This window comes from Thermus sp. (assembly GCF_040290245.1).
GTDB lineage: Bacteria > Deinococcota > Deinococci > Deinococcales > Thermaceae > Thermus_A.
Genome location: NZ_PSMQ01000001.1, coordinates 45,545 through 70,058 on the forward strand (window position 1 = coordinate 45,545; position 24,514 = coordinate 70,058).

General features: G+C 65.8%; 26 protein-coding genes. 10 read left to right on the forward strand and 16 right to left on the reverse strand.

Features of this window, described 5'->3' with window-relative positions:
- Positions 1-12: 12 nt before the first annotated feature.
- Positions 13-504, reverse strand: a complete 492-nt coding sequence (gene purE, locus C4301_RS00255) for a 5-(carboxyamino)imidazole ribonucleotide mutase (protein WP_352413119.1) — start codon at positions 502-504, stop codon at positions 13-15.
- 48 nt (positions 505-552) lie between these two features.
- Here purE and C4301_RS00260 point away from each other — a divergent pair, with 48 nt between their 5' ends.
- Positions 553-1,509, forward strand: coding sequence for a sodium-dependent bicarbonate transport family permease (locus tag C4301_RS00260; protein ID WP_352413120.1), 957 nt, complete (start codon positions 553-555; stop codon positions 1,507-1,509).
- A 4-nt stretch (positions 1,510-1,513) separates the two neighbouring features.
- The gene (locus C4301_RS00265) at positions 1,514-1,816 is read left to right on the forward strand and encodes a P-II family nitrogen regulator (RefSeq protein WP_352413121.1); all 303 of its coding nucleotides are present in this window, start codon (positions 1,514-1,516) and stop codon (positions 1,814-1,816) included.
- Between the two features lie 34 nt (positions 1,817-1,850).
- Here the strand turns inward: C4301_RS00265 and C4301_RS00270 are convergent, their stop codons facing one another.
- The gene (locus tag C4301_RS00270; protein WP_352413122.1) at positions 1,851-2,543 is read right to left on the reverse strand and encodes a TerC family protein; all 693 of its coding nucleotides are present in this window, start codon (positions 2,541-2,543) and stop codon (positions 1,851-1,853) included.
- A gap of 179 nt (positions 2,544-2,722) precedes the next feature.
- Here C4301_RS00270 and C4301_RS00275 point away from each other — a divergent pair, with 179 nt between their 5' ends.
- Both C4301_RS00275 and C4301_RS00280 read left to right on the forward strand, forming a co-directional pair.
- On the forward strand, positions 2,723-3,352 hold the full coding sequence (locus C4301_RS00275; protein ID WP_352413123.1) for a phosphoribosyltransferase: 630 nt from the start codon (positions 2,723-2,725) through the stop codon (positions 3,350-3,352).
- Positions 3,340-3,720, forward strand: a complete 381-nt coding sequence (locus tag C4301_RS00280; RefSeq protein ID WP_352413124.1) for a cupin domain-containing protein — start codon at positions 3,340-3,342, stop codon at positions 3,718-3,720. The genes C4301_RS00275 and C4301_RS00280 overlap by 13 nt, the downstream gene beginning before the upstream one ends.
- 40 nt (positions 3,721-3,760) lie before the next feature.
- On the opposite strand, the gene C4301_RS00285 is transcribed toward C4301_RS00280, so the two are convergent.
- The 4 genes from C4301_RS00285 to speD form a co-directional block, all read right to left on the reverse strand.
- On the reverse strand, positions 3,761-4,717 hold the full coding sequence (locus C4301_RS00285) for an ABC transporter permease (RefSeq protein ID WP_352413125.1): 957 nt from the start codon (positions 4,715-4,717) through the stop codon (positions 3,761-3,763).
- Complete coding sequence (locus tag C4301_RS00290) at positions 4,707-5,627, reverse strand: ABC transporter ATP-binding protein (protein ID WP_352413126.1); 921 nt, start codon at positions 5,625-5,627, stop codon at positions 4,707-4,709. The genes C4301_RS00285 and C4301_RS00290 overlap by 11 nt, the downstream gene beginning before the upstream one ends.
- A 3-nt stretch (positions 5,628-5,630) precedes the next feature.
- Positions 5,631-6,767 (reverse strand): NEW3 domain-containing protein, encoded by a 1,137-nt coding sequence (locus tag C4301_RS00295; protein ID WP_352413127.1) that lies wholly within the window; start codon positions 6,765-6,767, stop codon positions 5,631-5,633.
- A 72-nt stretch (positions 6,768-6,839) separates the two neighbouring features.
- The gene (gene speD, locus C4301_RS00300; RefSeq protein ID WP_352413128.1) at positions 6,840-7,298 is read right to left on the reverse strand and encodes an adenosylmethionine decarboxylase; all 459 of its coding nucleotides are present in this window, start codon (positions 7,296-7,298) and stop codon (positions 6,840-6,842) included.
- 279 nt (positions 7,299-7,577) lie between these two features.
- Between speD and sdhC the strand changes: the two genes are divergently transcribed.
- From sdhC to C4301_RS00320, 4 genes are read left to right on the forward strand one after another with little or no spacing between them, the layout of a single operon-like run.
- Positions 7,578-7,928, forward strand: a complete 351-nt coding sequence (sdhC, locus tag C4301_RS00305; protein ID WP_352413129.1) for a succinate dehydrogenase, cytochrome b556 subunit — start codon at positions 7,578-7,580, stop codon at positions 7,926-7,928.
- Positions 7,929-7,937: 9 nt separating this feature from the next.
- A complete protein-coding gene (locus C4301_RS00310) occupies positions 7,938-8,333 on the forward strand; it encodes a succinate dehydrogenase hydrophobic membrane anchor subunit (RefSeq protein WP_352413130.1) in 396 nt (131 codons plus the stop codon).
- Positions 8,333-10,066, forward strand: a complete 1,734-nt coding sequence (gene sdhA, locus C4301_RS00315; protein WP_352413131.1) for a succinate dehydrogenase flavoprotein subunit — start codon at positions 8,333-8,335, stop codon at positions 10,064-10,066. The genes C4301_RS00310 and sdhA overlap by 1 nt, the downstream gene beginning before the upstream one ends.
- 8 nt (positions 10,067-10,074) lie before the next feature.
- A complete protein-coding gene (locus C4301_RS00320) occupies positions 10,075-10,773 on the forward strand; it encodes a succinate dehydrogenase iron-sulfur subunit (protein WP_352413132.1) in 699 nt (232 codons plus the stop codon).
- Positions 10,774-10,804: 31 nt separating this feature from the next.
- Here C4301_RS00320 and aspS read toward each other — a convergent pair whose 3' ends face one another.
- From aspS to C4301_RS00340, 4 genes are all read right to left on the reverse strand, one after another.
- Positions 10,805-12,073: an aspartate--tRNA(Asn) ligase gene (aspS, locus tag C4301_RS00325; RefSeq protein WP_352413133.1), complete on the reverse strand. Its 1,269-nt coding sequence runs from the start codon at positions 12,071-12,073 to the stop codon at positions 10,805-10,807.
- A gap of 94 nt (positions 12,074-12,167) precedes the next feature.
- Positions 12,168-12,470: a hypothetical protein gene (locus C4301_RS00330; RefSeq protein WP_352413134.1), complete on the reverse strand. Its 303-nt coding sequence runs from the start codon at positions 12,468-12,470 to the stop codon at positions 12,168-12,170.
- Positions 12,467-13,756: a phospholipase D-like domain-containing protein gene (locus C4301_RS00335; protein WP_352413135.1), complete on the reverse strand. Its 1,290-nt coding sequence runs from the start codon at positions 13,754-13,756 to the stop codon at positions 12,467-12,469. Before C4301_RS00335 ends, C4301_RS00330 begins: the two co-directional genes overlap by 4 nt.
- On the reverse strand, positions 13,753-14,514 hold the full coding sequence (locus C4301_RS00340; RefSeq protein WP_352413136.1) for a TatD family hydrolase: 762 nt from the start codon (positions 14,512-14,514) through the stop codon (positions 13,753-13,755). Before C4301_RS00340 ends, C4301_RS00335 begins: the two co-directional genes overlap by 4 nt.
- 17 nt (positions 14,515-14,531) lie before the next feature.
- On the opposite strand from C4301_RS00340, the gene C4301_RS00345 reads away from it, so the two are divergent.
- On the forward strand, positions 14,532-15,404 hold the full coding sequence (locus tag C4301_RS00345; RefSeq protein ID WP_352413137.1) for a 3-hydroxyacyl-CoA dehydrogenase family protein: 873 nt from the start codon (positions 14,532-14,534) through the stop codon (positions 15,402-15,404).
- Positions 15,405-15,438: 34 nt separating this feature from the next.
- Positions 15,439-16,905 carry a 4-alpha-glucanotransferase gene (gene malQ / locus C4301_RS00350; RefSeq protein ID WP_352413138.1) on the forward strand — a complete coding sequence of 489 codons (1,467 nt, stop codon included), beginning with the start codon at positions 15,439-15,441 and terminating at the stop codon, positions 16,903-16,905.
- On the opposite strand, the gene dnaG is transcribed toward malQ, so the two are convergent.
- The 6 genes from dnaG to C4301_RS00380 form a co-directional block, all read right to left on the reverse strand.
- Positions 16,902-18,638, reverse strand: a complete 1,737-nt coding sequence (gene dnaG / locus C4301_RS00355) for a DNA primase (RefSeq protein WP_503012368.1) — start codon at positions 18,636-18,638, stop codon at positions 16,902-16,904. The genes malQ and dnaG overlap by 4 nt on opposite strands.
- A complete protein-coding gene (locus C4301_RS00360) occupies positions 18,635-21,139 on the reverse strand; it encodes an adenylate/guanylate cyclase domain-containing protein (RefSeq protein WP_352413140.1) in 2,505 nt (834 codons plus the stop codon). Before C4301_RS00360 ends, dnaG begins: the two co-directional genes overlap by 4 nt.
- 95 nt (positions 21,140-21,234) lie before the next feature.
- Positions 21,235-21,657: a hypothetical protein gene (locus C4301_RS00365; RefSeq protein ID WP_352413141.1), complete on the reverse strand. Its 423-nt coding sequence runs from the start codon at positions 21,655-21,657 to the stop codon at positions 21,235-21,237.
- Positions 21,658-21,667: 10 nt separating this feature from the next.
- Entirely contained in the window at positions 21,668-23,866 is a 2,199-nt protein-coding gene (locus C4301_RS00370) for a DEAD/DEAH box helicase (RefSeq protein WP_352413142.1), read from the reverse strand.
- An 8-nt stretch (positions 23,867-23,874) separates the two neighbouring features.
- Entirely contained in the window at positions 23,875-24,084 is a 210-nt protein-coding gene (locus tag C4301_RS00375; protein ID WP_352413143.1) for a heavy-metal-associated domain-containing protein, read from the reverse strand.
- A 5-nt stretch (positions 24,085-24,089) separates the two neighbouring features.
- Complete coding sequence (locus tag C4301_RS00380; protein WP_352413144.1) at positions 24,090-24,512, reverse strand: DUF1999 family protein; 423 nt, start codon at positions 24,510-24,512, stop codon at positions 24,090-24,092.
- Positions 24,513-24,514 lie beyond the last annotated feature (2 nt).

Genomic DNA, 24,514 nt, shown 5'->3' on the forward strand with positions numbered 1-24,514 from the left:
AAATGCCGATCCTCATCCTTCCCTCGGGTCCGGCTGGGCCAAGACGGCCTCGGTTCTGGCCTTGCGGTAGGCCTTGACCCGTTCCAGGTACTCGGGGTGCTTAAGCCCCACGATGCTCGCAGCGAGAAGCGCGGCGTTCACCGCCCCCGCCTTGCCGATGGCCAGGGTGCCCACGGGGATGCCCGCGGGCATTTGGACGATGGAAAGAAGGGAGTCCAGCCCCCTCAGGGCCTGGCTTTCCACCGGGACCCCTAAGACGGGCAGGGGGGTGTGGGCCGCAGTCATGCCGGGCAGATGGGCAGCACCCCCGGCCCCCGCGATGAGGACCAGAAGCCCCCGCTCTTCCGCGGTCTTGGCGTACTCCGCCATCAGGTCTGGGGTGCGGTGGGCCGAGACCACCCGGACCTCGTAGGGCACGCCCAGCTCGTCCAGGGTCTCGGCCGCGTGCCTTAGGGTTTCCCAGTCGGACCTCGAGCCCATGATCACGCCAACCAAAGGCCGCATCGTACCGGATTGTACCAGAGGCCTCTTCCGTGATAGGCCTGAAGGGGTATGGATGCCCTCGAGCTCGTTCGGCTGAACCTGCTCTCCCCCATGGTCCTGGCCTTTTTCCTGGGGGTGCTGGCGGTGGCTTTGAAGAGCGATCTGGCCTTTCCCGAGCCCCTTTACTCTACGCTTTCCATCTACCTCCTGTTCGCCATCGGGTTCAAGGGTGGGGTGGAGCTTTCCAGGACCCGCCTCGAGGCCCTGCTCCACCCTGCCTTGGCCACCTTGCTCCTGGGGGTCTTAACCCCCCTTTTCGCCTACGCCTTGGCCCGGCGCTTCCTTAGCCTCAAGAAGGAGGAGGCCGCTGCCTTGGCCGCCCACTACGGGTCCGTTTCAGCCGTGACCTTTCTTGCGGCCTTGGCCTTCGTCCAGGCGGCGGGTCACCGGGCAGAGGGGTTCATGCCTACTTTGGTGGCTTTTTTGGAGGTCCCGGGGGTTGTCATCGGTCTTCTTCTGGCCCGCTCTCAGAGGAATGGCTTCCAGGAGGCAATTCGGGAGGTTTTGGTGGGCCGGAGCGTCTTTTTGATGGTGGGGGGCCTCCTCGTGGGGTTCTTGTCGGGCGAGGAGGGGATGCAGAAGGTGAAGGCCTTTTTCGTGGACCCCTTTAACGGGGCCTTGACCCTTTTCCTGATGGAGCTCGGGATGGTGGCCGCGAGGAGGCTCCAGGACGTGCGGCGGCTTGGGGGGCGCCTGATCGCCTTCGGTACCTTTGTTCCCCTTTTGCACGGGGCTTTGGGCCTTTTTCTCGGGCACTGGGCGGGGCTTTCCCTGGGGGGCGGGGTGGTGCTGGCCACCATGGCGGCCAGCGCCTCCTACATCGCCGCCCCCGCAGCCGTCCGGCTCGCTTTGCCCCAGGTGAGCCCCTCTTTGTACATCGCCGCTTCCTTGACCATCACCTTTCCCTTTAATCTGGTCTTGGGGATTCCCCTCTACTACGCCTTGGGGCAGGTGCTTTGGGGGTGAGGCTGTGGAACTTGCGCGGCTCAAGCTGGTCACCATCGTGGCGGAGGCGGTTTTGGAGCACCGCCTCGTGGAGGAGATCAAGCGGCTGGGGGCCAAAGGGTACACCCTGGTGGATGCCCGGGGGGAGGGGTCCCGGGGGCTTCGCACCATGGACTGGGAGGGGAAGAACATCCGCCTGGAGACCATCGTAAGCGAAGAGGTGGCCTTGAGGATCCTAAATCGGCTTCAGGAGGCTTACTTCCCTCACTACGCCGTGGTGGCCTTCGTGGAAAATGTGGAAGTGGTCCGAGGGGAGAAGTACGTTTAACCCAAGGAACCCCCCACGGGGTCTGGGAGGCTCCTTAGGCGGGGGTCTCTTGCCACAAAGCCCAGAAGGAACCCAGGAGGAGGACGCCCAGGATGAAAAGGCTGAAGGCCTCCTTGTCCAGCCCCACCGCCAGCTCGGGTCGATTCAGGACCTCCTTCATTAGCTTATCCCAGGCCCCCAGGCTCAGCTTTACCCCCGCGAGCCCCACCACGAGGTAGGCCAGGTGGTTGAACCTGGGGTACCGGTCCAAAAGGCCCACCACAAACCCGGCCAGGACCCGGAGGGCGAGGATGCCCAGAAAAACCCCTGTGAGAACCACCCAAAAGGCATCGGAAAGGGCCACAGCCACTAGCACGGAGTCCACGGCGAAGGCCAGGTCGGCGAGCTCCACCTGGGCCACCACTTTCCAGAACTGGGCGGGGGAGACCTCCAAAGGCGGTGGGGCATGGGCCTCCTCGGGTCGGAGGAAGTGCCGGACGGCGATGAGAAGCAGGTAGGCCGCCCCCAAGGCCTGGACCCACCAAAACTGGATCATGTAGGCGGCGAAGAAGAGGGCAACCCCCCGCAGGATATAGGCCCCCAGGATTCCGTAAAAGAGCGCTTTTCGCCGCAGGGGCACCGGGAGCTTTTGCACCAGGATGCCCAGGATGAGGGCGTTGTCCGCGGAGAGGATGACCTCGAGAACCACCAGGATCAGGATGACCGGAAGCGCCTCGCTTAACCCCATACCCACCTCCATGAAAAAAGACCGCCCTTAAAGGGCGGTCTTGCCCGGAGCCTCCGCTCCCTAGGCCCCCGGGGCATCTGCCCGTCCTGACGAGGGCCCGGTTTGGGGCTACTCCCCAGCCGTCCCTAGTCTACGAGGCCTGGACCGCCCCCGCAAGCCGGGGTGGTAGGATGGGGTGTATGCGCTTTAAGGACAGGCGCGAAGCGGGGCGGCTGCTCGCGGAGGCCCTTCGCCCCTTGGGCCTGGAAAACCCCGTCGTGTTGGGGATTCCAAGGGGGGGGATCATCGTGGCCGACGAGGTGGCCCGGGCCCTGGGTGGGGTGCTGGACGTTGTTCTGGTGCGGAAGCTGGGGGCGCCTGGCAACCCCGAGTTCGCCCTGGGGGCCTTGGGGGAGGACGGCCAGGTGGTCCTGATGCCCTATTGGGACCGCTTCGCGGACGAGGTGTATCTTCAGGGGGAGATCACGCGGCAGAAGGGCGTTTTAAAGTCCAGGATCGCCCGGTACCGGGCCAAACGCCCCAGGCTTGCCCTGACGGGCCGGGAAGCGGTGGTGGTGGACGACGGGGTGGCCACCGGGGCCACCATGGAGGCCGCGCTGCGGGTGGTCCGGGCCGAGGGGCTAAAGCGGCTTGTGGCCGCCAGCCCGGTGATGAGCAAGGAAGCGTTCCAGCGCCTGGTTCCGCTGGCGGACGAGGTGGTGGCCCTTCTGACCCCGGAGGATTTCGGGGCCGTGGGGGCGTATTACCTGGACTTTCGTGAAGTTTTGGACGAGGATGTGGAGGCTGTTCTGGTAGAATGGGGTTCGTGAAGGGAATGGTCAAGACCAGCGTTGCCGTGGAGGCCCGGCCGGTGGAACGGGGCGAGAAGGCGTTTATCCAGGTGCTCATCGGTCCGGAGGACGGGGCTCCCCACTTCATCACCCGGAAGTTCACCCTCCTCCCCGGAGGGCGGATTCCCAAGCACAGGCATCCCACAATCGAGCACGAGCAGTACGTCCTCTCGGGCCGGATGAAGATCTGGATCGGGGACGAGGAGAAGGAGGTGGGGCCTGGCCAGGCGGTCTTTATCCCGGCGGGAACCCCCCACGCCTACCTCAACGCCGGGAGTGAGCCCGTGGAGTTCCTCTGCGTCATCCCTAAAACCAACGGCTACGCCACCGAGTGGCTGGAGGACTGACCAGGGGCTGGATGGCCCCGCCCGGGCCCGGGCGGGGCGCTTAGGCCCGTACCTCCTGCCTCTGGAAGGCCACGTAGGCCAGGGTGAAAAGGAGGAGGGTTAGGGCGAAGAGGCCCGTGATCTGGGGCCAGGCCAGGAGGAGGCTCTGGCCCAAGGGGAGGGGGGTGCCGAGCACGGCCCGCTCGAGCTGGGTGAGGAGGACGGGGCCCAAGGAGCGGACCTCGGGGTTGAGGACTGCGGTCAAGGCCTCCGCGTAAAGGGTGTTGGGGGAGAGCCGGGAAAGCCAAAGGGCGGTCTGGGCCTGGCGGAGCTGGCTTTCCGGGTCAAAGGGATCGGCCCGGAGGAGAAGGGCGTTCGCGGCGAGGTCTACGAGGATGGGGAAAAAGACAGCGAAGAAGAGCCAGACCCCGATGGAGGCCAAGGCGGCGGTGGCAGGCTGGCGGAAGAGAACGGAAAAGAGGAGGCCTAAGGCCAGCCAGACCCCTGCATAGAGCAAGGTGGCGAGGAGGAAGAGGAAGGCCCGCCCCACCTCCTCTCCCCCCGGTGGGACGCCCAGGAAGAGCAGGCCCAGCCCTACCACCAGGAGGAAGAGGGCCAAAAGGAGGGTGAGAAGGGTTCCCATCCCCGCCAGGAACTTGCCGAAAAGGAGGGCATCCCGGTAGATGGGCTGGGAGAGGATCCGGGAGAGCGTCCCCCGGGCGTACTCGCCGTTGACCGCATCAAAGGCCAAGGCGATGGCCGCCAGCGGGACAAAAAAGGAGAGGAAGCCCACAAAAGAGGGCAAGGGATCTTGGGCGGTGGTGAGGAGCTTCAGATAAAGATAGGGGTCCTCGCCCACGGTCTGGCGCAAAGCTTGGGTCCCGGTGTAAAGCGCCCCCAGGGCGGAAAGCAGGATGAGGGCCTCGAGGATCCTCATCCTTAGACCTGTGAGGTGGTCGGCCATCTCCTTGAAGAAGACCGCCCAGAGCCCAGTCCAGGGGGAACCTTCACGCCGCATGGGCCACCTCCTGGAAGTAACGGGCGTAGATCTCATCCAGACTGGGTTTTCTAAGGGAAAGCCCAAAGAGGCTCCCCTTTTCCACAGCCACCTTGGCCACCTGGGGCCGGAGGTCCTCGGTGGCCAGGATGCGGTACCGGCCGCCTTCGCTTTCCACCCGGCTCACCCCGGGCAGGGCTTTGAGCCCCTCTTCCAGCCCGGGGGTGGCCTCCAGGTGGATCTCGTACCCGCCGCCCAGAACCCTTTGGGCCAGTTCCTCCACGGTCCCCACCAATACCATCCGCCCCTTATGGAAAAGCCCCACCCGGTCGCAGACCTCCTGGACCTGGTGCAGAAGGTGGCTGGAAAGGAGGAGGGTGATTCCCTCTGCCTTAAGCCTAAGGATGAGCCCCAAGAACTCCCGGGCCGCCTCGGGGTCCAGGCCCAAGGTGGGTTCGTCCAGGATGGCCACCTTGGGCCTTTTCAGGAGCACTTCCGCGAGGCCCAGGCGCTGCCGCATCCCCCGGGAAAAGGCGGCCACCTTGCGGTCTTTAACCTCGTAAAGCCCCATCCTGTGAAGAACCTCTTCGATCCGGGCGGCGGCCTCCTGATCGGGGAGGCCTAAAAGGCGGGTGGTGTAGCGGAGGTTCTCCCAGGCGGAAAGCTCCCCATAAAACCCCACCGAGTCCGGCAGGTACCCCACCCGGGCCTTGACCTTCAGGGGCTCCCGCACCGGATCAAACCCCAGGACCCGGGCCTCCCCCCGGGTGGGCTCGGTGAGGCCCAAAAGCATCAGGATGGTGGTGGTCTTGCCGGAGCCATTCGGCCCCAGAAGGCCGAAGACCTCGCCCTCTTTGACCTCGAGGTCCAGACCCTCCACCGCCACCACCCGGCCGTACACCTTGGTCAGGCCCCGGGTCTCGATGACCACGGCTCACCTCCGGCCAAACCGGCTCACCGCAAAGCTCAGGACGAAAACCCCCACCGCGGCGATCCCCACCCCCACCACCCCCCATAAGGTGGAGGTGAGGACGGTCACCCGGTAGTCCAGGCTCTGCGAGACCCCTTCGTCCGCGCTGGCGGTAAGCGTCACCATATAGTCCCCTGCCACCGCCTTGGGGGAGGGTTTGATGCGGGCGGTGACCTCTTGTTCCTTGTTGGGCTCCAGAACCTCGATCTTCTCGGGATCCCACTTCACCTCCCAGCCCGAGGGCTCGCTGGCGGAGAAGGTGAGGTTCTTGATGGGCGCGCTCCCCGTGTTTTTCACCACCAGCTTCACCGGGTTCTCCCGGCCCGCATAGGCCCGGCCGGAAAGCCGCCCCTCCTTGGTGGTGAAGCTGAGCTCGGGCTTCCCCGTGACCTCCAAGGCCAGGCCGAGCTCCGCCCGGGCCTCCCCGGCCAGGGCGCGGAGCTTCACCGTGTAGGTGTCCGCCTTGGTGGTCTTGGGCAGGCTCACGTCCACGTCCAGATCCTTGCTCTCCCCCGCCTTCATGGGCAGGCTGGTCACCTGCTGGCTGCCGAAGGCGGGGGTGAAGGTCACTTGGAAGCCCTTGGGGGCCTCGTACTCCAAGGAAACCAGGAGGTCCTGGTCGGACTCGTTCTTTAACGTGACGCGGTAGCGGAAGCTGGATGTGGGGGGGCCTTTCAGGATGGGGAGCTCGGCCTCGAGGCTGAGGCGCTTGGGCAGGCCCTGGCCCACCAGGAAGGTGAGGGGAAGCTCCGCCCGCCCCGCCTGGCCTTCCGCCAGTACCCGGGCGCGGTAGGTGCCGGGCTTCAGATCCTTAGGGGGCTGGAGCTTGAGGGTAAGGCTCACCTCCTGGTCAGGGGCCAGGAAGGCCGCCCGTGCCAGACGGCCTCCCCCCATCAGGACCCCCTGCCATCCCTGTGGGAGTTCCAGGGAAAGCCGGACCACCTGGGGTGGGAGGCCATAGTTCTTAAGGGTCAAGGCCAGGTTGACGCTTTCCCCGGCGGTGATCCCCTGCTCGGGGTAGGGGGTCCCCAGGGAAAGACCGCGGTAGCCTTGGGCCAGCGCCAGTCCGAGAAAGAGGAGAAGCGCTAGGGCGTTTCGCATAGCCACCTCCAAACTCCGCTCTTAGAGCTTAAGGAAGGTAGATGAGCCGGAAATGAAATGGGGAGGCGTGCTTCAGCCGTTGCTTCCCGAAGGGAACACCGAAAGGCGGGCCTCGAGGTACTCCCGCTCGCCCAAGACGATCTTCCGGGCCAGCTCGGGATCCTTGGGGAACTCCTTTCCGCGGTTGATCATATAGGTCTCGTACCGGCCGATCTCAAACCGCTCGGCCAGGTACGTAAGGGCCTTGGCCATGTCGAAGGCCTTGCAGGAGAAGATGTCTATGGAGAGGAAGGCCTTCTTGGGAAAGGTGTGGACGGCGATGTGGCTTTCTGCGATGATCACCACCCCCGTTACCCCATCCTCCCCGTTCGGGCCGTAGCTGTAGACAAAGGGGGGAAGGACCTTCGTCATACCCATTTCCTCGGGGAGCTCGTCCAGGACCTGCCGGACCAGCTCCGCATCCCGAAGCCGATCGGGATTGGCATTGTACCCGTCAATCATCAGGTGCGGGCCAAATCCAAAGAGTTCCACTCTCCACCTCCCTTCCGTGCCCCCCGGGGTATCCCCCCTTGGCACGCCCCCCATTATGCCCCCCCTCCACCCCCCTGTCAATACTCCGTTCTGGCGTAGGAAAAACCCACCTCCTCTCGAGGGGGTCCTAGACCCTTTAGGGGAAGGGGGGCTCTTTAAAGCCCTCCCTTTGCAGCGAGGTTTTCTCCTCCGACATACCCATGGGGGTATTCTGTGCGGCCAAGGCCACAGTCCCCATCGGGGTTCTGGGTGGTATGATGGGCCCGGTAAGGAGGGGGTATGTACCGAGGTAGGGAGGGACAGTGGGCGTTTTACCTCCACCGGATCTCGGGCCTGGGCATTTTGGTCTTCCTCATCCTTCACATCCTGAACATCGGAAGCGCCATGTGGGGCCCTGAGGTCTCCAATCGGTGGATGGCCTTCTACCACCAGCCGGTCTTCCAGCTAGGGCTTCTTCTCCTGATCGCGGGGGTCATCTACCACGGCTTAAACGGCCTCCGGATTATCCTCATGGACTTCACCCGGTTTGGAGTGAGGCACCAGCGGCAGCTTTGGTACGGGGTCTGGGTCCTTTTCGCCCTCTTGTACGCCCCGTTCTTGATCAAGATCCTAGGCGGGATCTTCCATTAGGAGGGAAGAATGGCCATCCGGTCCAGACGGTTTGAAGAGGCGAGGCTCGAGGCCGGCTCCAATCTGGAGCTCTTCTGGTGGGTCTTTATGCGCGTCTCCGGCGTGGTTTTGGTCTTTCTCCTTCTGGGCCACATGTGGATGAACGCCATCCTCATCGATCTGAACAAGATCGATTACGACTATGTGGCCAAGAGACTGAGCCAGACCACCTGGAAGCTGTACGACTGGCTCATCCTGGCCTTGGGGCTTTTGCACGGAGCCAATGGCCTCCGGTACGTTCTAGATGACTGGGTTCAGAACCCCGCCCGGCGGTTCTGGACGAAGGTGGTGGTCTACGGTCTGATCGGCTTCCTCTTTGCCTACGGGAGCCTGTCCTTGTTCAATCACGACTTTGGGGTGAAGTGATGGCGCACCGGCATGAGGTCATCGTAGTGGGTGCGGGCGGGGCCGGACTGGCCACCGCGCTGTACGCGGCCCGGGAGGGGGCGGATGTGGCCGTGGTCTCCAAGCTCTACCCCACGCGTAGCCACACCGGGGCGGCCCAGGGGGGGATAGGCGCCGCGCTGGGGAACGTGGAGGAGGACCACTGGGAATGGCACATGTACGACACGGTCAAGGGGGGGGACTACCTCACGGACCAGGACGCGGCCGAGGTCTTTGCCAAGGAGGTGATCGAGGCCGTTTTGGAGCTCGAGCACATGGGCCTCCCCTTCGACCGCCTGCCCAGCGGGAAGATCGCCCAGCGCCGTTTTGGCGGCCACACCAAGGACTGGGGGAAGGCCCCGGTCCACCGGGCCGCCCACGCGGCGGACCGCACCGGCCACATGATCCTCCAGACCCTGTTCCAGCAGTGCGTGAAGCACAACATCACCTTCTACAACGAGTTCCACGTCACCGACCTCCTCCTCGAGGACGGCGTGGCCAAGGGGCTTGTGGCCTATGAGCTGGCCACCGGGGAGCTTCACCTCTTCCAGGCCAAGGCCATCGTCATCGCCTCCGGAGGGTTCGGCCGCATCTACAAGATCACCTCCAACGCCTACACCCTTACCGGGGACCTCCAGGCCATTCTGTATCGGAAGGGCCTGCCCCTGGAGGACATGGAGTTTTACCAGTTCCACCCCACGGGCCTTTACCCCTTGGGCATCCTCCTCACCGAGGGGGCTCGAGGGGAAGGGGGGATTTTGCGCAACGCCCTGGGCGAGCGGTTCATGGAGCGCTACGCCCCCACGATCAAGGACCTCGCCCCCAGGGACATGGTCTCCCGGGCCATGTACCTGGAGGTGCGGGAGGGGCGGGGGGTGGGGCCTAAGAAGGACCACGTCCTTTTGGACCTCACCCACCTTCCTCCGGAGGTCATCGAGAAGAAGCTCCCCGACATCACCGAGTTTTCCCGCATCTACCTGGGCGTGGACCCCTTGAAGGAGCCGGTTCCCGTGATGCCCACCGCCCACTACGCCATGGGGGGGATTCCCACCACCTTGTGGGGGGAGGTCATCAAGGACGAGAAGAATACGGTGGTTCCGGGGCTTTACGCGGCTGGGGAAGCGGCCTGCGTGAGCCTCCACGGGGCGAACCGCCTGGGCACCAACTCCTTGGGCGACCTGGTGGTCTTCGGCCGCCGGGCAGGGATCGCCGCCGCCCGCTTCGCCAAGGACCAGGATTTCTACGAGCTTACCGAGGAGGACCTGGGCCCGAGCCGGGAGCAGATCGAGCGGATTAAGACCTCCACCGGCCGGGAGAAGGTGGCGGCGCTTAGGGCCGAGCTTCAGCAGTCCATGATGGACCACGCCTCCGTCTTCCGCACCGGGGAGCTCCTTGCGAAGCAGGTGGAGATCCTAAAGGAGCTCATGGACCGGTACAAGCACATCTCCATCGACGACAGAAGCGAGGCCTACAACACCGAGCTGGTGGAGGCGTTGGAGCTCGGCTACCTTCTCGAGGTCTCCGAGGCCCTGGTCCACTCGGCCCTCAACCGGACCGAGTCCCGGGGGGCCCACGCCCGGGAGGACTACCCGGAGCGGGACGACGCGAACTGGCTTAAGCACACCCTGGCCTACAAGGTGGGAGACGGGAAGGTGGCCTTCCGGTACAAGCCCGTGGTCCTGGGCCGCTTCGAGCCCAAGGCCCGCACCTACTAGGGGGGAAGATGGACGTCACGCTCAGGATTCTCCGCTACGATCCCAAGAAGGATCGGAAGCCCCACTTCGTGGAGTACAAGGTGACCGCTGAGCCCTGGGACAGGGTCTTGGACCTTCTTCACAAGGTCAAGTGGGAGGAGGACGGAACCCTCGCCTTCCGGAGAAGCTGCGGCCACGGCATCTGTGGCTCCGACGCCATGCTCATCAACGGGGTGAACCGCCTGGCCTGCAAGACCCTGGTGAAGGACCTGGGGAGGGTCATCACCGTGGAGCCCATCCGGGGGCTGCCCATCCAGAAGGATCTGGTGGTGGACATGGAGCCCTTCTTTGCCGCCTACCGGGCGGTGAAGCCCTTCCTCATCAACGACGAGCCCCCTCCCCAGCGGGAGCGCCTCCAGTCCCCCGAGGAGCGGGAGCGGTTTGACCACGGGACGAAGTGCATCCTCTGCGCGGCCTGCACCACGAGCTGCCCGGTCTTCTGGACCAACGGCACCTACATCGGCCCGGCCGCCATCGTCCAGGCCCACCGGTTCATCTTTGACTCCCGCGACCGGGGGAAGAGGGAGCGGTTCAAGGTCCTCGGTTCGGGTGGGGGGGTCTGGCGCTGCCGAACCGCCTACAACTGCACCGAGGCCTGCCCCCGGGGGATTCCCGTGACCGAGCTCATCGAGGAGGTCAAGCGGGAGATGGTCTTCAGCCGGTTCTGAGGGAAAGCGGCGGGGCGGGCCCGCCTCGCCGCTAGGGTTCCAGCCGGTGCCGGTCCCGGGGGAAGGCCCGGGCGTAGCGGACGTTGGGAAGGCCGAGAAGCTTCTGGGTTAGCCGCTCCGCCCCGATGGCAAAGCCCCCATGGGGGGGCATGCCGTACTTGAAGACCTCCAGGTACCCCCGGAAGCCCTCCGGGTCCATGCCCTTAGCCTTCAGGCTTTCCAGAAGCTCCTCGTACCGGTGGATGCGCTGCCCTCCGGAGGTGATCTCCAGGCCCCGGAAGAGGAGGTCAAACCCCCGGGTGGTCCCGTCCGGCTCGGGGTAGGTGTAGAAGGGCCGGAGGGCTTTGGGGTAGCGGGTGATGAAGAGCCAGTCCGAGCCCCACCGCTTTTTGGCGTACTGGCCAAGGAGCCGCTCCGCCTCCTCCGAGAGGTCGGCCCCCACCGGGTAGCCCAGCTCCTCCCGCAGAAGGCGACGGGCCTCCTGGTGGGTGAGCCGGGGGGTGTTTTGGGGGAAGGAGGGGAGTTCGGCCTCGAGGAGCTTAATCTCCTGCCCCGCATGGGTGTAGGCCTCCTCGAGCATCTCCTGAAGGAGCTCCTCCTCAAGCCGCATAAGCTCCTCTTCGCTTTCGATGAAGCCCATCTCCACGTCCAAGGAGAGGTACTCGTTCAAGTGTCGGCTGGTGGCGTGGTCCTCCGCCCGCCAGACGGGGGCCACCTCGTAGACCCGTTCAAACACCCCAACCAGGATCTGCTTGTAAAGCTGAGGGGACTGGGCCAGGTAGGCCCGGTGCTCAAAATAGTCCACCCCGAAGAGGCCGCTTCCCCCTTCAGCCCCCGCCCGGACCACCTTAGGGGTGAAGACCTCCGTAAACCCCTGCCGGTCCAGGTGGCGCCGGAACCCCCGGACCAAGGCGGCCTGGACTTTAAGGGGGGCCCGGGCCTTCTCCCCCCGTAGGGTGACGTACCGGTACTCGAGCAGGGTGTCCGGGCTGGCCCGCCACTCCTCCTTGGGGATCTCCACCGGGGTGGGCTCCAAAGCCGGGGAGAGGACCTCGATCTTTTCCGCCACGACCTCGAGGCCCCCCGGCGCCTTTTCGTTTTGGACCACCCGGCCCACCACCCTCAGGCTGGACTCGGGGAGGGGGAGTTTCCGCCCGCCGGTGACCACCTGGACGATGCCCGACCGGTCCCTTAGGAGGATGAACTGGATCTTTCCCAGGTCTCTTCTCCAGTGCAAAAAGCCCATAAGCTCAACCGTTTCTCCGATCTTTTGCGGCAGGTCCTCTATGAGGGTGCGCATCCTTCCTCCTAAGGAAAAGCCCCCGGTCTGCGGGACCGGGGGTGTGCGGGCCCCCCTAGGGGTTTAGGTTCCCGCACCGCATAATGCCTAAAGTTTAGGGGCCCTGGCCTCCTGGGTCAAGGCGCTCAAAGGCCTGGACCAGCGCAGGGAGGTCCTGAGGCTGGATTACGGCGAAAAAATTCTCTTCGCTTTCCAGAACCCGGCTCCACATCCCCTCCACCCCCGCCAGGGCCAAGGGGTGGCTCTCCTCCGAAAGAAAGCGCTTTTTCCGGAGCCGCACCTCCCCTTTTTCCGAGAGGAAGACCTGGTGGACCAACCCCCCTTGTCGCTTCTCCGCCGCCCACCCCCCCTCTATGGGGAAGACCTCGTACCCCAAGGCCTCGAGGGCCTCCTTCACGGCCGAACCTCCAGTTGATCTGGGCTTTCCAAGACGATCTCGTAATAGCCCGCGTAGATCACGATCCGTCCCTTGGCCCGCACGGTCTTGCCCAGGTAGGCCTGGGGGAAGGGCTGGGCGAAAAGGGCGTAGTTGCGCGAAAAGACCACGAGCCTCAGGTCGGACTCCCCCTCACCGAAGTGGAGAAAGGCCACCGTGCCCCGGTCCTCCACCCTTACGATCCTTCCCTCCACCGTGGCGATGCGGCCGTAGTGCCTGGGGGCTTCCGTCCATGGGATGACGCCTTCCAAGGGGGGAAGGGCGAAGGGGTTTTCCGGAAGCCCCCGCGCGAAGTCGCCTTCCATGACCGCAAGGAGCCTCCTAAAGGCCTCTGGCGCTTCCTGGGCGCTGAAGAGGACGGAGAGCTCCCGGTTGGCGTTCAAGGAGTTAGCGCTCAGGTTGAGGCTACCCAGAAGGGCCTCCTTTTGGTCTTTGACGAGGACCTTGGCGTGGACGTAGGGGGAGGGAAGGTAGCGGACCTCTGCCCCCGCCCTTTTCAGCTCCTCTGCCCCGGCGATGAAGTAGGTGTCCTGGGGGTCGGCCGGGCTTCCTACAAGCCGGACCCTAACCCCACGTTTAAGGGTCTCCTTCAGGGCCTCGAGGACCTCCCGGTCGGCCATGGCCGATTGTTCCAGGAAGAGCTCCTTCCGGGCGGACCGGATGAGGCTCAAGATCGTCTCCCGGGCGTTGCCCTCCCGGACCCCTCCCACGGTGCGGCTGGGGGCCCAGACCAAGAGGGCCTTGGAAAGGTCCAGCCGCCTTCCCTCCCAGTCCGCGTCAAAGACCCGGGCCACCTCCTCCACCTGCTTGGGGTCATCCAGGATGAGGGCGTACTCCCGGTTGGCGGTGAAGCTGCTCCCGGTGAGGTTGGCCGTGGCCACCCAGGCCAGCCGGCGGTCCACCACCATGCTCTTCTCGTGGATGAATACGAAGCGGAAGGGCTGGGTGAGCCGGACCTCTGCCCCCGCCTCCTTCAGGGCCTGGTAGACGGTAAGGTCCACCCGTCCCCCCGAGGGCTCGGCCTCGAGGAGGACCCGGACCCGTACCCCTCGCCGCACCGCCTCCTTAAGGGCCTCCACCACGTCCAGCCGGCTCGGGGTCCAGAGGTAAGCCTTGAGGCGGATCTCCTCCTGGGCGGAGTGGATCAAGTCCAGGAGGGGTTTGAGGCCGTCCTCGGGCAGGACGACAAGCCGAGGGGCGGCCAGACCCCAGGCCAAAAGGAAGAGAAGACTGAAAAGCCGCTTCATACCCCCCCATTATCCCACCGGAAAAGCCGGGCGGCGTTTTCGTCGGTGAGGCGTTCCGCTTCCTCAAAGGGAACCCTTAGGGCTTCCGCCAGGGCCTCGAGGGTGTAGCGCACGTACTGGGGCCGGTTTCGTTTCCCCCTTTTGGCCTGGGGGGGGAGGAAAGGGGTGTCCGTCTCCACCAGAAGCCGCTCCTTGGGAAGCCTTTTAGCCGCCTCTCGCAAGGCGGTGTTCTTGGGGTAGGTGAGGGGCCCGGCGAAGCTGAAATAGGCCCCCACCTCGAGGCCCGCCCCCTCTAGAGCAGGGTGGGCGGAAAAGGCGTGGAGGACCACCCGCTTAGGCCGGTGGACAAGGAGCCAGGCGGCGAGGTCCTCCTCCGCTTGGCCGTCCTTGCTCCGCACGTGAAGGACAAGGGGTAGCCCCAGGTCTTCCGCCAGCTGGGCCTGGAAGTCCAGGGCCCTCATCTGGGCGGCCTTGGTCCCGGGGGTCCAGTGGTAGTCCAGGCCCGACTCGCCAATGGCCCGCACCCTGGGGTGGCGGGCGTAGTGGCGGAGGGCCTCCTCCACCTCGGGGGAGAGGAGGTGGGCCTCCGTGGGGTGGAGGCCCACCGCGGCGTAGACATTTCCCTGGGCAAGCCCCAGGGTCCTTTCCCAGCGGGCGGGGTCTATGCCCAGGGTAAGAACGGCTTTGAGATCAGTCAGAAGGACCTCCTCAAGCTCCTGTAGCTCCAGAAAGTCCAGGTGGGCGTGGGTGTCGGTCACACCCTTAAGATAAGGGCATGGAAGTCCAGAGAATCGGCGTAGTAGGGGCGGGCCAGATGGGCAGTGGCATCGCCCAGGTGGCGGCCCAGGCGGGGTATGAGGTGGTTCTTTTGGACGTTTCGGAAGGGGTTCTGGCCAGGGGCCTGGAGCGTATCCGCTCCTCCTTAGGCCGGTTTCTGGAGAAGGGCCGGTTGAGCCAGGAGGAGCACGACCAGGCCCTGGGACGCATCCGCCAGAGCCTCCTTTTGGAGGACCTCGAGGACGCGGACCTGGTGATTGAGGCCGTCGTGGAGGACGAGGGGGCCAAGAAGGAGCTCTTCGCCCGCCTGGGGGCCTTGGTCAAGCCGGAGGCCATCCTGGCCTCCAACACCAGCTCCATCCCCATCACCGACTTGGCCCGGGCTTCGGGGAGGCCGGAGCGCTTCATCGGGATGCACTTCTTCAACCCCGTCCCCCTGATGCGGCTGGTGGAGGTCATCCGGGGCCAGCTCACTTCAGACGAGACCCGAAACGCGGTGGTGGAGGTGGCCCGAAGGATGGGGAAGGAGCCTGTGGAGGTGCAGGACTACCCGGGCTTCGTCTCCAACCGCCTCCTCATGCCCATGATCAACGAGGCGGTCCAGGTCCTGATGGAGGGGGTGGCTACCAAGGAGGCCATCGACCAGGTGATGCGCCTGGGGATGAACCACCCCATGGGGCCTTTGGAGCTCGCGGATCTCATCGGCCTGGACACCTGTTTGGCCATCATGGAGGTCCTCCACCGGGGCCTGGGGGAGGATAAGTACCGCCCCTCCCCCCTTCTGCGCCGCATGGTCCAGGCGGGGCTTCTTGGCCGGAAGACGGGCCGGGGGTTTTACACCTACGATGAGAAGGGCAACCGGATGGCCTGAGGAAACCTTTCCACACCCGGGGTAAGCTGAAGACATGGACTTACCCCGCGCCTTTGGCCTTCTCCTCCACCCCACCAGCCTTCCTGGCCCTGAACCCGTGGGCACGCTTGGGGAGGCGGCCCACCGCTTCCTCCACCTCTTGCATGAGGCCGGAGGGCGGTACTGGCAGGTCCTCCCCCTAGGGCCCACCGGGTATGGAGACTCCCCCTACCAGGGGCTTTCCGCCTTTGCGGGCAACCCCTATCTCATCGACCTCGAGGCCCTCGGGGAAAGGAATTTCCCTCCCTCAGGGCCCCGGGTGGACTACGGCCTCCTTTTCCGCTGGAAGTGGCCGGCCCTCCGCCGGGCCTTCGCCAGGTGGGGGGTGTCTGAGGAGGCCTGGGGCTTTTTTGCCCGGGAAGAGGACTGGCTTTGGGACTACGCCCTTTTCATGGCCCTGAAGGACCGGCTCCAAAAACCCTGGTATGAGTGGCCCACTTCCCTGAAAAGACGCGAAGAAAAAGCCCTCGAGGAGGCCCGGAAGGCGCTTGAGGAAGAGGTCCTTTTCCACGCTTGGACCCAGTGGGTCTTCTTCGCCCAGTGGGGGGCTTTGAAACGGGAGGCGGAGCGGCTTGGCCTCTTTCTCATCGGGGACATGCCGCTCTATGTGGCCCTGGACTCCGCCGAGGTCTGGGCTGCCCAGGACGATTTCCATCTGGATGAGGAGGGCCGGCCCACCGTGGTGGCCGGGGTGCCCCCGGACTACTTCTCCGAGACGGGGCAGCGCTGGGGGAACCCCATCTACCGGTGGGACCGGATGGAGGCGGAAGGGTTCTCTTGGTGGCTCAGGCGCTTCCGAAAGACCCTGGAACTTTTCCATCTGGTGCGGCTGGACCACTTCCGGGGGCTTGCTGCCTACTGGGAGATCCCCGCCTCCTGCCCCACCGCGGTGGAGGGGAGGTGGGTGAAAGCCCCGGGGGAGGCCCTCTTGGCGCGGGTTCAGGAGGTCTTTGGCCAGGTGCCGGTTCTGGCGGAGGACCTGGGGGTCATCACCGAGGATGTGGTGGCCCTGAGGGAGAGGTTCGCCCTGCCGGGCATGAAGGTTTTGCAGTTCGCCTTTGGCGATGGGATGGAGAACCCCTTCCTGCCCCACACCTACCCGGAGCACGGCCGTGTGGTGGTCTACACCGGAACCCACGACAACGACACCACCTTGGGCTGGTACCGAACCGCCACGCCCCATGAACGGGCCTTTTTGGAGCGGTATTTGGCGCAGTGGGGGATAACCTTCCGAGAAGAGAAGGGGGTGCCCTGGGCCCTCATCGCCCTGGCCATGAAAAGCCGGGCCCGGCTGGCCATCTTCCCCGTCCAGGACGTGCTGGCCCTGGGGAGCGAGGCCCGGATGAACCACCCGGGCCGGGCGGAGGGGAACTGGACCTTCCGGCTTCCCCACCTGGCCCTCGAGGAGCCCCTCAACCGCTTAAAGGCCTTGGCGAAGGCCGAAGGGAGGGGGAGCGGTTAAGGCTTCTTGTAGGTCCGCCGCTCCGCCTCGATGGCCTGCATCACCTCCTGGATCTCCTTTAGGACCTCCTGGCTGGGGTTTCTCTTCAGCTCGGCCTTGAGGGCCTCGAGCCTTTCCAGGTGGTAGGCCTCCCGGAGCCGGGCCAGGGCATGCTCCAGCTTCTCCATAAGCCCTGCCTCCTCCGGGGGGGCCAAGAGGAGGCGTTCAAAAAGCGCCCCGCCTTCGGGCTTCTTGCCGAAGTAAAGGCGCAGCCAGTCCTTGCGGGGCTCCTTTTTGGCGGTCTCTAAGAACTCCCCAAGGAGGCTTCCTGCCGGGGGCCAGACCTCACCCGCCACGTGTTGGACAAGCTTTGGAAGCTGGGAATCGGGGGCGGACAGGATCAGGGCGATGACGTCCAGCTCGAGAAGGAGGGTCTTGTTCGGCTTCTCCAAGGGGGGGGGTGGGGGCGGGGGCCTCTGGTTCCGGCTCGAGGCCAGGCCGGCGAGGAAGTCTTCCAGAGCCCTTCGGGAAAGCCCCAGGCGCTCCACGACCAGGGCCTTCAGCCGCTCGGCCACGGGGTCAAAGGGCTCCGGGGAGAGCATCCTAGGGGCAAGGGCCTCCAGGACCTTCCGCTTGTGCTCGGGCCGCGTCAGGTCAAGGCCCCGCGTGGCCTCCTCCATGCGGAACTCCACCTCCGGAAGGGCCTCGGCCAGGGCCTTGGCAAAAACGTCCCGCCCCTCGGGCAGAAGGAGGAGCTCCCCCGGGTCCTTCACCGGCAGAAGCACCGCATAGACGAGGAAGCCGCGCACCACCTCCCGCTCCAGGCTTTGCAAGGTGGCCCGCCGGCCGGCCTCGTCCCGGTCAAAGGCCAGGTAGATCTCCTGCACCCCCTGCTTTTTCAAAAGGAGGGCCTGCTCCTCGGAGAGGCTCGAGCCCAAAACGGCCACGCTCTCTTGGAAGCCCAGCTGGTGGAGGGCGATGGCATCCAAGAGCCCTTCCACCAAAATGGCCCGCCCCTCCCTGAGGCGGGGGCGGGCCTCGGGGTAGGCGAAGAGGACCTCCCGTTTTCTAAAGAGCGCGGTTTCCGGGGAGTTTAGGTACTTGGGTTCCAAGGAGGAGGCCTCCAGAGTCCGGCCGGAAAAGGCCACCACCCGGCCCAGGGCGTCTTTGATGGGGAAGGTGATGCGGTTGCGGAACCGGTCAAACACCCGCCCCTCCTTCTCCGCCAGGACCCCCGCCCGGATGCCCTCCTCCAAGGGGATCCCCTGCTTTCTCAGGTGGGCGGTCAGGCCCTCAAAAGAGGCTGGGGCATAACCCAGGCCAAAGCGGTGGATCGTCTCCTCCCAAAGCCCCCGGCCCTTCAGGTAGGCCAGGGCCTGGGGGCTTTTCTCCAGGCCCTTTTGGAAGTACCGCTGGGCCTCCTCTAAAACCCAAAGGAGCTCCCGCTTCCTGCTTTCCGGCGGGGCCTCGTAGGCCACCCCTGCCTCCTCGGCCAAGCGGCGGAGGGCCTCTTTGAAATCCAGGCCTTCGATGCGCTCCACGAACTGGATGAGGTCGCCGCCCGCCTTGCAGCCGAAGCAGTAGAAGAGGCCTTTGTCCTCGTCTACGTAGAAGGAGGGGGTTTTCTCCTGGTGGAACGGACAAAGCCCCTTCCACCGCCCCTTGCCCGCGGGGCGGAGGACCACGTAGCGGGAAACCACCTCCTTTAAGGAGAGGCGGCTTTTGACGGCCTCCACCACCTGGTTCATCCCTATCCCCCTCTAGGGGACGGCTCAAGCCAAAGCACCCACCTTCCCAGGATACCGTATCCCCAGGCTGGGGAGGGTTCGCCCCCGGCCTGCCCTAGAAGCCGCCTCCGCCAGGCGGAGGTCAGGGGGATGGTGGGGGTGAAGGCCAGGAGGTGGGCCACCTCCTGGCCCTCTTCGAAAAGGAGCTGGGCCCTGAGGAGGCGGGCGAGCTCGAGGTGGACGGCAAAGCCGGCCTTCTGCGTCTGCCTCAGGAGGAACTGGCTTAAGGCCTGGGCCCGTTTGGGCGCCTTGCGCCAGAGGTAGAGGGCGAGGGCGCTTGCGGTCATGTGAAAGACGTATGGGTTGGGTAGGGCCCGGCCGAGGCGGAGGGCCTTCTTGAAGAAGGGGAGGGGGTCTTCCCCCTCGTGCCAGGCCAGAAAACCCTGGGTCAGCAGGTAGAGCCCCTGGCCGTCCGGGTGCGCCCGGGCCAGCTCAGCCAGGTCAGGCCGCCTGAGGCCCAAAAGGGCGTAGGCGGGAAGGCTGGCGGCGGCAAGCCAGGGATGGGACGGGAGCCCCTTGGCATGCCGGAGGGCCTTTTTGAGCTGGCCCGTCTCCAGATAAAACCGGATGCGGGTGGCCTCTAGGCGGGCCTTGGCCTCCAGGTCCTCCTGGCCCGGCAGGGGCTCTTCCAGGAGGCCTTGGGCCTTTGCAAACGCCCCCAGGTCCATGAAGAGCCCGGCCATTAGCGCCCTTTGGTGGAGGGCGAGGGGGGAAGGGGCCTGGGGGAAGTCCAAAAGAAGCTCCAAAGCCTCCCGGGGCCGGAAGGCCCGCCAAAGGAGAGCCGCGGCCTCCAGCCGGGCCTGGGCCTCCTCCAAGGGGTAGCGGCGAAGCCCGGGAAGGGCCTGCCGGTAAAGCCCCACTTCCTTGGCCCTTCGGGCCTCAGCGAAAAGGGCCAGGGCCGGGTCCCGGCTCCTCGGCCCTTGGGGGTGGGGGACGCCCCGGCCTAAGGAGGCCAAGAGGTCCTGCCGCTCGGCCCAAAGGACCTCCCCCCAGCCGGGGGCCAGGGCCAAAGCCTCCTCCAGGTGGCCCAAGGCTTCCTCGAGCCTTCCTTCGTCCCAGGCCGCATGGGCCAAAGCCCGGTGGATCTGGGCCGCCTTGAGGGGTTCGCCCGCCTTGGCCAGGTGGAGGGCGGCCCGCTTAGGATCGGACCGGAAAAACCCCGCCGCCCTGAGGTGCCAGGCCCTTTGCACGTCCTCCGGAACACGTCTTCTTCCCGCTTCCTTGAGCCCGGGTAAAAGGCGTAAGGAATCCTGGGAGGGGTCTAGAAGGCCTTCCTCCTGGAGGCGGTTGAGGCCCTCCTCGCAGGTCATGGCCAAAAGGAGCGCCTGGGGCGCCTCTTCCAAAACGCTTAGGACCAGGGCCGTTTCCCGTGCGGGTTCAGGAAGGCCATCCAGAACGGGTTGGAGGGTGTAGACCACCTCCTCTTCTGGAATGGACCGAGGGGGAAGGAGGAGGAGGTTCTTTAGCAAGGGCACCCGCTTTTCCACGATCACGTGGACCCCTTCCGGAAGGGGGAGGTGGAGAAAGCGGAGGAGGGTCTGGTCCGGAGCATGGAGATTGGTCAGGATCAGGACCAAGGGGCGGAGGTGGGCCAGGGCCTTGGCCCAGGCCCGGATCAGGCCCTCGTCCAGATCCAGCCTGGATAGGGGAGGCCGGGGGAGGAGGCCTAGGCTGAAGAGGAGAAGGGTTTTTTCCTGGGTGGAAAGGGGGAGGGCTTCTACCCATCGCCTGGGCTCGCCCACCCGCTGGGCCAGGGCCTCGTGGAGGGTGTACCGGAGGGGGGTTTCCCGGTTCATCTGGGGGAGGAGGAGGGCGGGCCGGTCCAGACGGGAGAGAAGCGCCTCGAGGAGGAGCGTCTTCCCCGTGGCGGGGGGGCCCGCCACCTGGAGGAGGCCCCCGGGGGTGTTCAAGAAGGCGAGCAGGGCCTCCAGGTGCGCCTCCATCCCCTCAGGGAGGCCTCCTTCTGGGGCGGTCTCCACCCCTTCCACCCGGTACACCTCCAGAACGCCGAAGCCCGGGGCTTCCACCCTCTGGGCCTCGGCCCGCACCCTTCCCGCCAGGCCTAGGGTCTGCCCATCCGCCAGGACCCTTCCAGGCGGGGCCAGCTTGGAAAGGCGCTCCGCCAGGTTGACCGCCAGCCCCACCGCGGTGGCCTCCCCCGCCTGGCCGCTCCCTAGGGGGGTCCACAAGACCTCCCCCGTGGCCACTCCTGCCCGGGCGGGGGCGGGGCTTTTTTGCACCATGGCCAGGGCCGCCTTTAGCGCCCGCTGGGCCTCCTTTCCTTGCGCCCGGGGTGCGCCGAAGAGCACCAGAAGGCCGTCCCCCAGAAAGCGGTGGACGAACCCGCCCCAGCGCCGGGCCTCCTGGGCGGCCTCGAGGAGGGCCTGCTGGAAGGTGGCGTAGGCCCGGTCCACGCTTTGGGCGAGGAGGCGGGTGGAGTCTTTGAGGTCAAAAAAGACCGCGCTCACAAGGCGGCGTTCCCCCTGAAGGGCGGTCAAGAGAAGCCGCCCACAGGCCATACAGAACAGGGCCTGAGGGGGGTTCTTCTGGCCACAGGGGCAGGTCATGGCTCTCGGAAGAGCATCAAGGGTGGGAAAAGGAGGAGCTCGGCCTTCTCAGGAAGAGGGGTTTCCGAGTGGACCAGAAGGGGTAAGCCCACCTCCACCACATAAAACCCTTCCTCCAGGGCCCGGATCCGCCCCGCGGCCCGGTACCTCGAGCCCTCCCGGTGAAGGAGATCCCTTTGATAGGGGAAAACCTCCTGGACCAGGCCGTGGAAGAGGGCCTGGACCCGGCCCGTGGGGGCCGGGGGGGGCCCCCGGTCCAGGGCGTAGAGGAAGAGGGCCTCCGATGGGCCCCTTTGCGAAGGGGTGGCCTTGGCGAGAAGAAGCGGGAAGCCCCAGGGGGCAGGGTACAGGTGGGCTTCCACCGCCAGGGCCCGGAAGCGGTCAAAAAAGGTCTCAGGGCTCTCCTCAATGGCCCGCATGCCCTTTAGTCTACTCGCGTGGGAAGAGGAGGGCCATCTGGGTGGCGAGGGAGAGGGCAGCCTTTTTGTCCAGGTACTGGTTCCCGTTCCCGCACTTGGGGGAGAGGATGCACCGGGGGCAGCCTTCCTCGCAGGGGCAGGTTCTTAGGAGGTCGTACGCGGCCTTGAGCCAGCGGGGGAAGTCCCGGGCCGCGGCCCGGGCGTACCCCACCCCTCCGGGGTAGCCGTCGTAGATGAAGACGGTGGCCCCCTGGCCGGAGAAGAGGGGGTAGGGGTAGAAGGGGTAGCTGATCCCCCCGATGTCCTGCCGCTCCGCCAGGATGAAGAGGGGGAGGAGGCCGATCAGGGCGTGCTCGAGGGCGTGGATAGCCCCGGGGATGAGGGGGGTGGGAAGGACCTGGGGCGGATGGAACCAGACCGCCTCCGTGGGGAAGCTCACCTCGGGCATCTCCAGGGGAACCTCCTCCAGGATACTCCCTGTGAAGAATCGCTTCTTCACGTACCCCACCACCTTTTCCCGGAGCTGGACCCGGCCCACATACACCCCGGGCCGCACCTCCTCTCCCGAGAGGACCTCCAGGTCCCGCTCCACCCGGGGTTCGGTGTAATACTCCTCCAAAGCGGGCAACAGAACCACCTCCCGCCGGGTGAGGTCCAGGTTCCGTACCCGGTAGCTCTCCCCCTGGTGGAGGTAGACCGCCCCCGGGTGGGCCTCCCAGTAGGCTTGCCGTTCGTCCAGATACCCCAGGACCCGGCCGGAAGGGTCCTTCAGGGTGAAGCTCTCCCCAAGCCCGCGCAAGGAGAGGGCCTGGTGGGGACGGCGCCTTGGGGTGTGGTAGCGCCCGTTCTGTTCCTTAAGCTCCATAAGGGCTTCGGGACAAAGGACCTCCTCTTTTTTGAGCGGGAGCTCCCGGGCGGCGGCGTGGAGGTGGAGGGGGCAGAGGACGGGGTTCCTTGGGTCCGCCACCGCCCGCTCCGGCGGGGTTTTGAGGAGGAGGTCGGGGTGGGCCAGGAAGTACTCGTCCAACGGGTCCTCCCGGGGAATGAAGACGACCAGAGCCCGTCGGTTTCCCCGGCCCGCCCGGCCCGCCCTCTGCCAGAAGGCGCTTAAGGAACCGGGGTAGCCCACCATCACCACCGCGTCCAGCTCCCCGATGTCCACCCCGAGCTCCAAGGCGCTCGTGCTGACCAGGACCGGGGTTTCCCCTTGTTTCAGGCTTTCCTCCAGCCGCCGCCGTTCCTTCGCGGGGTACCCCGCCCGGTAGGGCCTGACCCCGGGATGGCCCGCGTAGCGGGCGATCAGCTCAGCGCTCTTGCGGGCGTTGACGAAGACCAGCCCCTTGAGCCCCGCTTCCGCCAGGGCCCGGGCCAGGAGGGCCCCTTCCAAAAGGGGGCTCCTCCGCCTCTCCCCCTTCGGGTCCAAGGCCTTAGGCTTCAAGACCACCACCTCCCGTTCCGCCCGGCGCACCTCCCCTCTTCCCTCGGTAAAGGGCAGGCCGGTGAGATCCTCCGCATGTTCCCGGGGGTTTTGGATGGTGGCGCTTGCGGCGATGACCTGGGGGGTCCTTCCATAGTGGGCGGCCAGCCTTAGGAGGCGTCTGAGGATGAGGGCGGTATGGGTGCCAAAGACCCCCCGGTAGACGTGGAGCTCGTCCAAAACCAGGTAGTGAAGCCGGTCCAGGAATAAGGCCCAGTCGGGGTGCCGGGGGAGGAGGCCGAAGTGGAGCATGTCGGGGTTGGTGAGGAGGATCCGCCCCTCCTCCCGGGCCCTTCGCCGGACCTGGGCGGGGGTATCCCCGTCGTAGGGAAAAACCCCTTGAAGCCCCAAAGCCTCCGCCATGGCCCGAAGCCGCCTCAGCTGGTCGTGGGCCAGGGCCTTGGTGGGGAAGAGGAGAAGGCTCGTCTGACCCTCCAAAGCGGCCTTCAAAACAGGCACCTGGAAGACCAGGCTCTTCCCGGCGGCGGTGGAGAAGGAGAGGACCAGGTTTTCCCCTTTTTCCACCCTGTCCAGGGCCTCCGCTTGGTGGCGGAAGGGCACGAGGCCCAGGGCTTGCAAAACCCCTGCGAAAACCCCCCTGTAGCCGGGCTCGGGCTCAGGGGGGGCCTGGGGCAGGAGCTGGGCAAAAGCGATCTCCCCCCGGTCCTGCAGGTCTTGGAGCCACTCCGTGTAGCGGGTGTACCCGTAGCGGCTCAAGACCTCGGGGAGCACCCTGCCTCCTAGAGCATGCCGGAAAGGAACCCCTCCTCCCGGATGCGCCGGATGAGGTCCATCACCGTAAGGCGGTGGGGGTCGTACTCCACCTCCACCTGGGCCAAGGCCGGGCTTTCCGCCCGCCGAACGCCCTCGAGGCCCCTTAGAGCCTGAAGGATCCGCTCCATCCCCTCGGGGGTGGGATTGCCCCGGATGCCGATCAAGACCCGGTTCATGCCGTTTATTCTAAAACCCCTCGGTAAGGCCTGGCCTCGCCTCGGGTTCCCAGGACTCGCACCGCCAAAACCAGGGGCCCCACCTGGAACCCCTCCTTCAGCAGGGCCTCCTTCAGGAGTTCGCGCCCCGGATCCAAATGGAGGGCCACCTCGTAAACCCCGGCGTCGTAGGCCGACTTAGTCACCGCCCGGATAAGCCCTGCCAGAACCTCTTGGCTCTTGCCTTCGATCCGGTTGATGAGCACGGTGGCCTGCTCCCCCTGCCAGAGGGCCTGGGCCAGGGCAAAGCCCAGGGGGGCCTCGCCTTCCGCTAAAAAGGAGTGATGGGTCCGGGCGAAAAACCGCACCTGGGCAAGGCTCAAAGGCCTCTCTCCGGCCAGGGCGTTGAGCAGGGGAAGGTCTTCCTCGTGGATCGGGCGAAGGCGCATAC